The sequence below is a fragment of the Campylobacter sp. 2018MI01 genome, assembly GCF_018501205.1.
GTDB lineage: Bacteria > Campylobacterota > Campylobacteria > Campylobacterales > Campylobacteraceae > Campylobacter_E.
Genome location: NZ_JAHCZE010000058.1, coordinates 1 through 10456, shown reverse-complemented (window position 1 = coordinate 10456; position 10456 = coordinate 1). Strand labels below are relative to the sequence as shown.

The window sequence follows — 10456 nt, the reverse complement described above, 5'->3', positions numbered from 1 at the left end:
TTTTAATTTTGATTATAATAATTCATTTGCTAAGAATTATTTTGCAAATAAATTTAATTTAGGATTTTTATATGAATTTTAAACTATCATTAATTGCTTCTATATTTTTATTAAGTGCTTGTGGTGGTGGAGGCGAAGCTAATACTCAAACTCCTAATATAAAATCTTCACAAGATACTTCTACTTCAAGACCATATAAACCTACAGCTAAAGTATCAACTAATGAGAATTTTCAAAACATAGTTGAAAATGCCAAAATAACTTCGGATTATTCTAATTTGCCTGTAATTAATATACCTAAAAAAACCGATATAGCAACTAGGTTAAACACTAAAACTGATACTGCTACTATTAGTGTTTTTGCTAAGCTTTATGATACAAATTTATCTACTTTTCAAAGTGCAAATAATCCATCAAACTATTCAAACAAAGAAGTTTCAAGGTCAAATAATAATCAAACCAGCTATGGATTTAGCCCTAATTGGAATCAAGGCTTTTTAGGAAAAGGAATAATTATTGGGGTAAATGATTCGGGGACTGATGATTTAAAAAATGTCTTAGTAAATAAGCATTTTGATTATAAAAAGACAAATCAAACTAAATGGAATTCATTGGCAAATAGGATAGATGATGATAATTTTATAAGCAAAAACTATTCAAATTCTATTTTAAAAGATAGCAATAATAGCCCTATTTTACACGGCAAAAATGTGATGAATACTGCAAATACAATTGCAAGTGAGATTAAATTTGCAAATATAGTAAATCCTATTAGTAAAAGTGAAATTGGCGATGATATTAATTTAGCCGCTACAATTGATGCTTTATCAAATAGTGGAGTTAGGTTTTTTAATCAATCTTATGAATATAGTAATTTAGATTATTCAAGTCCAAATACAGGTATATTTTATACAGCAATTATGAAAAATAATGCTTTAGTTTTTAATGCAGCAGGTAATATTACTGATAATATTAATAAGCCTTTTACAACCCACGCAATCCCACTTGATAGTCCTTTAAGAAAAGGTTGGGTAATTGTTTTAGGATATAAAACCAATGCAGCAAGAGTAGATGAATATGGTAAGCATTTTTACATACAAGATAATGATGGAGCAATTAAAGAAGTTTTTCATCACGGAAATACTTGCAAGAAAAATGGTTGGGATGATTGTATTTCAGCTCCTTTTGAGATAAATGGAGTTGAAGGCACAAGTTATAGCACCCCAATAACTGCTAGTGTGGCGGCTTTAATTTATGAAAAATACCCTTGGATGAGTAATGATAATATTAAAGAGAGTTTATTTACAACCGCATTTAAGGTTACAAGCACTACAAATAATGCTGATGATATTAAGGCTCGTTTTGGGGTAGGGATTTTAAATCCTACTCGTGCTATGAATGGGGTTGCTGAGTTTAGAAAAGACTTTTATGCTAATGTGGATTTAGATAATTTATATGTATTTTCAAATAATATTAAAGGTGATTTTGGTCTTATTAAAGATGGAATTGGGACTTTAGTATTAAGTGGGGATAATACTTTTAAAGGTAATAGCGAGATTAAAAACGGCACATTGTGGCTAACTGGCAAGAAAAATCAAGCACATTTTACAAATACAAATGGTGTTTTAAGAGTAAGCAATACGACTGCAAGTGGTATTACAAATAATAGTGTTTTAATAAACGAAGGTTTAACTTTAGGTAGCCTTGAATTAGGTGCAAATAGCAAGATTTATTCTAATTTAGGCGAGAGTTTTAGAGTTTTAGGTAATGCTAAATTAGACGGGGAATTTAATTTAGTAGGTGTTAAATCAGGTGCAAATATAACTCAAGGTCAAAATGTAGATATTCTAACGGCAAGAAGCATTGAAAATAGATTTAAATCAGTGCAATCATTAGTAACTTTTTTAGAAATTAATGAGCCAACTTATACTAATAATAAAGTAAGCGTTATGGTTAAAAGAATTGATTTGAATAAAATTAATAATTTAAATGATTTTGCAAGCAAAAATTATCAATTATTGTTTAATCAACTTGATAATTATTTAGAATACGAAGTTGGTAAAAGAGATAAAACAAGCGATGATTTAGCTTATAATAATATTAATTTAGATGGGTATTTAAGCGAAGCTGAATACAATTTAAGAAGAGCTGATTTGTTTTATGCTAGTATTTTAAATACTACCCAAGACGAATTAGCAAAAAATACAAATAAGCTTTTTGCTAATGATTTATACGATAATAGTTTAATGAATATTGCAAAGGTTAAAAGTATTCAAGCAAATGATTTAAAAGATGATTTTAATATAGAACAAAGCTATAAATATAATAAAATTAATTCTTTAAAAGAAAGCTCAAATGAGACTTTAATTAGCAATGCTTTAATAAAAGATGATTTTAAATTCGCTTTAGGTTTTGTTTATAATAATTCAAATATTTATAATGATGATTTTAAAAACAATGCAAGAACTCTTGGCTTAATTGCTAATGCGAATTTTAATTTAGATGATTTTTATATCAATAATAAATTAAGTTATATTAATACTTTAAATAAGACAGAAAGATTTGGCAATTATGCGAAATTTTATGATAATTCTTTAGCATATACTTTAAAATTTGCTTATAAATTGAATGATTTTTATCCTTTTGTCGCTTTAAATGGTATTTTTTATACACAAAATTCTTTTAATGCATTAGGTAATGATTTTAGCGTAAGTGTTAATAGCTTTAAAAAGTTTTTTACTTATTCAAATATAGGACTTGAGTATAAGAAAAATTTAAATTATTTAAACTTGTTAGCTGGTGTTGATTTAGAATATAATTTTTACAAACATTATTTATTAAAGGCAAAAAATATAAGCTATCAAAATAGCATTGATATTAGTAATGGTTTTTCAAAAAAACTATTAACTAATATTAATTTAGGTTTAGGTTATTCTTTTAACGATAGGCTTAATCTTGGGATAAATTATAAGTTAAATTATGCTAAAGATTATTTTGCTAATAAGTTTATGTTGGGTATTAATTATAATTTTTAAGGAGCTTTAATGAGAGTTTTTAAGTTTGGCGATAATATAGATACAGATTTAATCATAGCCGCAAGATATTTAAATACAAGTGATGAAAAAGTATTGGCTAGTTATGTTATGGAAGATGCTAGACCTGGATTTTTTAAAGAAATTAAAGAAAATGATTGCATAGTTGCAGGAGAGAATTTTGGCTGTGGTTCTAGTCGTGAGCACGCACCAATTGCTATTAAAGCTGCAAATATTAAATGTGTAATCGCAAAAACTTATGCGAGAATTTTTTATAGAAACGCATATAATACTGGGCTTTTAATATTAGAGTGCAACGATACTGATAAAATTGCAGAAAATGATGAATTAGATATAGATATTACAAATGGAATTATTAAAAATATCACAAAAAACGAAAGCTATAAAATAAATCCAATCCCTGTATTTATGCAAGAATTATTAAATGCGGGTGGTTTGATTGAATACGCTAGTAAGGTTGCAAAATGAATAAAATTTGTGTAATTAAAGGCGATGGAATAGGCCCTGAAATAATCAATGAAGCTATAAGAGTTTTAAAAGTAGTTCGCCCTGATTTAGAATATACTGAATGTTTAATGGGTGGGGCTGCGATTGATGCTGTTGGAGTTCCTTTACCACAAGAAACTATTGATGTAGCATTAAATTCTAATGCAGTTTTATTTGGTGCAATTGGTGGAGAAAAATGGGATAAGCTAGAACGCCATTTAAGACCTGAGAGTGGATTATTAGCACTTAGAAAAGCTTTAGGAGTATTTGCAAATCTTCGTCCTGCTTTTGTATATGATGGACTTGAAGAGCTTAGCACTATTAAAGCTAGTGTTGTAAAAGGCGTTGATTTACTTGTAGTAAGAGAATTAACGGGTGGAATTTATTTTGGACAACCTAGAGAAAAATTAGCAGATAGAGCTTATAATACAATGGTTTATACTCGTGATGAGATAATTAGAATTGCAAAAATAGGTTTTGAAAGTGCAATGAAACGCCGCAAAAAATTATGTATGGTAGATAAGGCTAATGTGCTTGAAACTTCAGCTTTATGGAGAGAAGTTTGCGATGAGTTGGCTGTAAATTATCCTGAAGTTGAATTAAGCTATATGTATGTAGATAATGCTGCTATGCAACTTATTAAAAATCCAAAGCAATTTGATGTGATTTTAACAGAGAATTTATTCGGAGATATTTTAAGTGATGAAGCTAGTATGGTAGTTGGCTCAATCGGACTACTTGCAAGTGCTAGTATAGGTGGAAAAGTTGGACTTTATGAACCAATTCATGGAAGCGCTCCTGATATTGCTGGTCAAGGCATAGCAAATCCAATTGCTACAATTTTGAGTGCTGCTATGATGCTAAGATTTGCATTAAACGATGAAGTATCAGCATCAAAAATAGAAAATGCAGTAAAAAGAGTAATAAGCGAAGGCTATGGATGTGCTGATTTAGCTAATGCAAAAATTAAATTAAATACCCAAGAAATGGGCGAATTAGTAGCGAAGTATTGCTAATGCAAACAATAACCGCAGCAAAGATTTATGAAGAACAAGGGCTAAGAGAAGAAGCCCTTGAAATATATAAAAATATTTTAAAGCGTGATAAAAACAATCAAGCAGCTAAAGAAGGTATTTATAGATTAAGTGGTGCTAAGGTGCATAAACTTGAGCTTAATTTATTAATGTATGATTTTTTTATGAATGCTAAAAGCGAACAAGAATATAATGAGTTTAAAAGGTGGCTAATAAATATATGAATAATGAAGAATTATCACAAATGATTGATAGATTATCTCAAGTAGCAGCAGAAGAGATTAAAAAAGAATATGAAAAAACTGAAGAAGAGCAAATAAATGAAGTAAAAGCAGTAAATGAAATCAGTAGCGAAGAAGAGATAATAGCTAAGATTGAAGATATTCAAAGAGCTAAAGAAACTACTAGCACAGCTATGCTATCAACTTATGAAAAGCAATATTTATTGAAAATTAAAGAAAGAATTTTAGTTCTTTTTGAAGCTTTAAACACCAAGCAAAATGAAGAAGATTTACAAAAAAGATTAGAAATAACAATATCTTTTATTGAATTTTTACTAGCAAGTATTGAAGAGCGTTTAAAAAATTAATGCTTCCTTGGGATGATGAGACTTTTGTAACAATACAATCAATTTTATCAAAATACACAAAAAGAGCTTATTTTGTGGGTGGTTGTGTTAGAGATATTTATCTAAGTAATAATACAAATGATTATGATATAGAGATTTATGATGTAAGTCCTAGTAAAATGGAGCAGGTTGCTAAAGAATTAAACGCTTTAGGTGTAGGCAAAAGCTTTTTTGTATATAAAAAAGCAAATTATGATTTAGCACTTGCAAGAACAGAGAAAAAAACAGGCGATTTACATACGGATTTTCGTGTAAAAGTTGAAAAAAGCATATACAAAGGCTCACTTAGAAGAGATTTTCGTATGAATACAATAATGATTAATATTTTTACACAAGAAATAATAGATTTACATAAAGGCATACGAGATTGTAAAAAAAAGCTAATTAGAATAGTGAATTATTCTACATTTAAAGAAGATTCGCTAAGGCTTTTAAGATTTATTCAATTTATCGCAAGATTTAAGCTAAAGACTAAGAAAAAGGATTTAAGGTATCTAAAAAAAATTGATATTTCAAACCTTAGCAAGGATAGAATTTATAATGAATTAATAAAATTATTTGAAGCAAAATACCCTGAAATTGGGCTTTATTATTTGTATAAACTAAATTTATTTGAAAAATGTTTTGGTTTTAGTGTTAGCAAATATGAATTTTTTGCTGTTTTAAAAAAGATTAAAGATAATAAGAATTTAGTTTGTAAGGAAAAAAGATTTGCTTTAATGTTTTTTTATTTTATTGATTATTTTAATATATATTATCAATTTATGCCTTATAAAAAAATGCTTTTCTTTTTAACAAAAGAGCCAAATTTTAATGATTTAAATGACTATAATTTATGTAAAATTGCTATTAAAATGCCGCTTAGAGAGTGGCTTGGGCTAAATAAGGATATTGTAAAACGAGCTAAAGAATTAGGAATTTATAATGACAAAATAAAAGTCGTATATGAGAATATTAGCTCAAAAGAAGAAGCACTAATATGCGAAGAAAAAGCCATTAAGGAGTATATGAAAAATGTTTAATATAGTTTTAGTTGAGCCAAGAATTGCAGGAAATGTAGGGACAATAGGTAGAATGTGCTATAACTTAGGTTTTAAATTGCATCTTGTTGGACCTCATTTTTTGGACTTTTCAAGTAAAAAGATTATGCACGCAGGTCTTGATTATTGGGATAAACTTGAGCCGATTTTTTGGGATAATGCAAAGGATTTTTTAGCTAATAATGATATTACTAAAATGAAATTCGCTAGCACAAAATCAAAAAATCCTTATTTTAACGCTAATTTTAGCGAAGGAGATTTCATAGTGTTTGGAAGCGAGAGTTTTGGTTTGCCACAGCCTGAAATTAAAGAGATTTTAAGTAATGAAAATACCTTTTTAATACCTATGAAAAGTTATGGCAGGTCGCTTAATCTAGCTCAAAGCGTTGCGTTTTTAAGCTCGGAAGCCTTAAGGCAGAATTTTAAAAATTTTAGTATTTAGTATTTATCTAGTTACTACTAACTAGATAAATTATTTTTTCTAAACAAAAGCAAAGAATTAAACACCACAACAAGCGATGAAATACTCATAAGCATAGCACAAAGTGCAGGATTTAAATGCAAATTAATCTCGCTAAAAACCCCACAAGCTAGAGCAATTCCTATGAAATTATAAAAAAACGATATGAATAAATTTTGCTTAATCTTACTATAAGCTTTATCAAAAATCTCAAAAAGTTTTATGATTTTAATCAAATCATTTTTTAGCAATATCGCATCGGCTTTATTTTTAGCAATTGCATTTGCGTTGCTAAATGATATGCCAAAATTAGCCGTTCTTAATGCCTTAATATCATTAGCCCCGTCCCCAATAAATACGCTTTTTGCGTTTAAATTCTTTATTATCGCAGCTTTATTTTCAGGTGTAACTCTAAAATAATATTCGCTAATTTCTAGCTTGTTTGCTAGATTTTCTACTCTTTCTTTACTATCTCCGCTAATTATTATTATTCTTTTATTGAGTGATTTTAAAAAGCTAATTAATTCTTTTGCATTTTCATTAATTTCGTTTTCTAAAGTAATTTTGCCTAAATACAAATCATTTTTATAGCATAAAAACTCATTTTCGCAAGGTTTTATTTCTACTTTTAAATTCTCATCAGTATAAATTAAAGAATTATCCTTTAAAGCACAAGTTCCATTTAAATCTAAAAAATCAGTAAAATTATTCGTAATACTCTTAGCTATTGGGTGATTTTGAGTATTTTCAATACTTGCAATTAGCCTAAAATCAGCTTCACTTAAATCGTGTGATATTTTTTGCACGGAATTTGTAAGTGTGCCTGTTTTATCAAAAACAAAGCATTCTATATCTTGTATTGAGTTAATTAGTTCAGGATTTTTTAAAATTATTCCTTCTTTAAAGCATAAATTAATGCAAATTACTATTACCATAGGAATTGCAAGTCCTAAGGCACATGGACATGAAATTAACAACACACTACTAACATAAAAAAACACCTTAGAAGAATCTATAAAATACCAAGCAAGTCCTGTAATACTAGCGATTATACAAATTATTAATACAAAATATTTGCTAATCTTATCAACTAATTTAAAGGCTTTTAAATCCTTATTATTAGCTTTCATTGCTTCATCTTTAAGTTTTTCAAGTGAGCTTTCATAATAAGTGCTAGTTGCTTTTATCTTTAATAATTCGCCCTTATTAATGCTACCTGCATAGACTAATTCTCCTATTTTTTTGCTTAGACTAAAGCTTTCTCCACTAATAACGCTCTCATCAATTAAGGCTTCATTTAGACATATTCCATCTACTAAGATTTCTTCGCCGTTTTTAATAAGTAGCTCATCATCTTTATTTATTTGATTTGCTTTTATTATTTTATTGTTTGCTAGGGTTATTGTAGGGATTTTGCTTGGTGTGATTAAAGAATTTGCTTTAGCTTTTGCTTTATTTTCAATAAATTTTCCAAGCCTAATCACAAAGCAGACAAAAGTGCTTTCAAAAAAGAAATGATGATGAATACTAAAAAATGAATAAAAATAATTAATGCTAATTCCAAGCACTACAAGTAAATCCATTCCATAGCTTTTATGAAATATTACTCTTTTATAAAAATCAAGCGAAAGTAAAATAGCCAAACTTGCAAAAACACAAGAGAATAAAAAGCTAAAATCAATAAAAGTTAAAACACTAAAAATCGCTAAAAAAATTAGCCTAATGCCTTCGTAAGTTTTTTTTGCATTTATTTTTTCTAAGCTTACTTCAAAGCCTAGTTTTTTGATAGCAAAAATTAGCTTTTCACTATCAAAATCATCATTTACACTAAATTCTCCAAATTTATTGATAAAATCAACCCTTGCATCTATTACGCCTAATTTTAAGGCTTCTTGTTTGATTGAATTAGCACAATTTACACAATGCATTCCGTTAATAAAAAGCCTTACATTTTTCATACTAATTTACCTAATCTAAATCCTAATTCTAAAAGCTCATCTTCAAATTCTTCTTTATTCGCATTTATAAAAATATATTTTAAATCATCACTAAAATTAATTGTCCCAAAATCTTCTTCTAAAGCATTTTTTATCTTATTTACACAATGATTGCAATTTACATTAAAAATCTCATATTTTTTCATTTTATCTCCTTTAAAAAATGTAGCTTTCCCCATCATCTGGGATTAAAACTCTATCGTTTAAATTATTCTTATTTACAAATTCTTTTAAAGCTTTTCTAGTTAAAATACAATGATTAATAGCTTCTAAATGAACGGCTATTATTTTACTAGTTGATATTTTAGCAATATTTTTAATATCGTTTTCATTCATAATAATACTATCATCAAATCCTAAAACCATAGCATTTCCAGCATTTACAATAACAATATCATAATTTTGTTTTAAAGTATTTTCAACATCTTTTGTTAAAACACTATCTCCTATTAAATAAACACTTTTACAATCTTTTGCACTAAAAATAACTCCCATAGTATCACCTAAAAGCCTTGCTAATTCTTCGTTTTTATATATTTCTTCGCTTCCGTGTTTTGCTTTAGTTTTTGTTAGTTTTACTCCTTGAAATTCTAAAGTATCGCTTAAAATCTCAAGATTTTTAAATCCTAAATCTTTAAAATAATTATAATCTTGATTATCTTGAACGAAAACTTTAATATTTTTATCTAATTTTTTACAGGTATATTCATCTATATGGTCTAAATGATTATGAGTAATTATTACAGCATTTACATCATTTATAGCTTCTTCAAAACTAAATGGCAAATCCACTAAAGGATTTTTTAAATGTGAATTATAAGTATTTGCAAAACCTTCATAAGTGCCTTTTGGTGCTAACATAGGGTCTATTAAAAAACACACATTATTTATAGTAATTTTTACACAAGCACTTCTAATTAATTGAACTTTTGTATTCATAAAATCTCCTTAAATTAAATTAAAGGATAGATATTATCTTTTTTAAAAATAATTGTAAATTACTTACTTTTTCGTATGTATGATAAGCTTTTTTCATTTAAAGCATTAAATAATTTCTTTTCTTTTAAAACTTCAATGCCTATTTCTTGAAAAATAATAATAGCTTTTAACATTTGCTTTCCACGATTTGTTAAAAAATATTCTACTTTTAGTGGATAGCCATCATAAGTTATTTTATCTACTAAGCCATTTTCTCTTAATTGATTTAGGTGTTCAAGAAGCATTTTTTGACTAATTCCAATTATATCTTTTTGTAATTTTGATAAAGAAGAATTACCTAAACTTAATTGAAAAATGATTATGCTTTTCCATTTTCCATTTATCATATTTGCAGCTATTTGCAAAGGACAGGTTACATTATTCATATTTATTTGCATAAAAACTCCTTATACTTACAAATTCGTAAGTAATTTACATTTACTTAAATATGAATTATAATCATAAAAATTAAAAAGGATTAAAGTTATCCTAAAACTAAATTTAAAGGAACAACAATGACTTGCACCTATCAAGACTTGATTCATAAACCAATAAAACAACATTCAAACAATCATTCTTGTAATCACTCACACCATAACCACTCCCATAATCATTCACATAATAATTCTAATCACTCCCACGAAGACCACAACCATTCTCATACTCATTCTTATGATTTTACTAAGAATAAAAAAGCATTGTTATTAAGCTTTATAGTAACTTTTGTAGTAATGTTTGCTGAATTAATTTATGGGTATTTAGCTAATTCTTTAGCATTAA

Annotated in this window: 11 protein-coding genes and 1 pseudogene; 8 read left to right on the top strand and 4 right to left on the bottom strand. The window is 27.3% G+C overall.

All coding sequences use genetic code 11. The features are described 5' to 3' along the window. The first annotated feature begins 71 nt into the window (after positions 1-71). The 7 genes from KJQ97_RS07955 to KJQ97_RS07925 are packed head-to-tail and all read left to right on the top strand — an operon-like array spanning position 72 to position 6683. Entirely contained in the window at positions 72-3035 is a 2964-nt protein-coding gene (locus KJQ97_RS07955) for a S8 family serine peptidase (protein WP_214120499.1), read from the top strand. Between the two features lie 9 nt (positions 3036-3044). Then, on the top strand, positions 3045-3521 hold the full coding sequence (locus tag KJQ97_RS07950; RefSeq protein WP_214117845.1) for a 3-isopropylmalate dehydratase small subunit: 477 nt from the start codon (positions 3045-3047) through the stop codon (positions 3519-3521). Next, complete coding sequence (gene leuB, locus KJQ97_RS07945) at positions 3518-4555, top strand: 3-isopropylmalate dehydrogenase (RefSeq protein ID WP_214120498.1); 1038 nt, start codon at positions 3518-3520, stop codon at positions 4553-4555. Before KJQ97_RS07950 ends, leuB begins: the two co-directional genes overlap by 4 nt. Continuing rightward, positions 4555-4797 (top strand): hypothetical protein, encoded by a 243-nt coding sequence (locus tag KJQ97_RS07940; protein WP_214117843.1) that lies wholly within the window; start codon positions 4555-4557, stop codon positions 4795-4797. The genes leuB and KJQ97_RS07940 overlap by 1 nt, the downstream gene beginning before the upstream one ends. Continuing rightward, entirely contained in the window at positions 4794-5162 is a 369-nt protein-coding gene (locus KJQ97_RS07935; protein WP_214117842.1) for a CiaD-like domain-containing protein, read from the top strand. The genes KJQ97_RS07940 and KJQ97_RS07935 overlap by 4 nt, the downstream gene beginning before the upstream one ends. Further along, on the top strand, positions 5162-6223 hold the full coding sequence (locus KJQ97_RS07930; protein ID WP_214120497.1) for a tRNA nucleotidyltransferase/poly(A) polymerase-related protein: 1062 nt from the start codon (positions 5162-5164) through the stop codon (positions 6221-6223). Before KJQ97_RS07935 ends, KJQ97_RS07930 begins: the two co-directional genes overlap by 1 nt. Then, on the top strand, positions 6216-6683 hold the full coding sequence (locus KJQ97_RS07925; RefSeq protein WP_214120496.1) for a tRNA (cytidine(34)-2'-O)-methyltransferase: 468 nt from the start codon (positions 6216-6218) through the stop codon (positions 6681-6683). Before KJQ97_RS07930 ends, KJQ97_RS07925 begins: the two co-directional genes overlap by 8 nt. 17 nt (positions 6684-6700) lie before the next feature. Here the strand turns inward: KJQ97_RS07925 and KJQ97_RS07920 are convergent, their stop codons facing one another. From KJQ97_RS07920 to KJQ97_RS07905, 4 genes are read right to left on the bottom strand one after another with little or no spacing between them, the layout of a single operon-like run. Then, entirely contained in the window at positions 6701-8659 is a 1959-nt protein-coding gene (locus KJQ97_RS07920; RefSeq protein WP_214120495.1) for a heavy metal translocating P-type ATPase, read from the bottom strand. After that, the gene (locus tag KJQ97_RS07915) at positions 8656-8844 is read right to left on the bottom strand and encodes a heavy metal transport/detoxification protein (protein ID WP_214120494.1); all 189 of its coding nucleotides are present in this window, start codon (positions 8842-8844) and stop codon (positions 8656-8658) included. Before KJQ97_RS07915 ends, KJQ97_RS07920 begins: the two co-directional genes overlap by 4 nt. Positions 8845-8854: 10 nt before the next feature. Continuing rightward, positions 8855-9637 (bottom strand): MBL fold metallo-hydrolase, encoded by a 783-nt coding sequence (locus KJQ97_RS07910; protein ID WP_214120493.1) that lies wholly within the window; start codon positions 9635-9637, stop codon positions 8855-8857. 59 nt (positions 9638-9696) lie between these two features. After that, a complete protein-coding gene (locus KJQ97_RS07905; protein WP_239803535.1) occupies positions 9697-10074 on the bottom strand; it encodes a winged helix-turn-helix transcriptional regulator in 378 nt (125 codons plus the stop codon). A gap of 117 nt (positions 10075-10191) precedes the next feature. Here KJQ97_RS07905 and KJQ97_RS07900 point away from each other — a divergent pair. Then, positions 10192-10456: pseudogene (locus tag KJQ97_RS07900) on the top strand (cation diffusion facilitator family transporter); the annotation flags it as partial.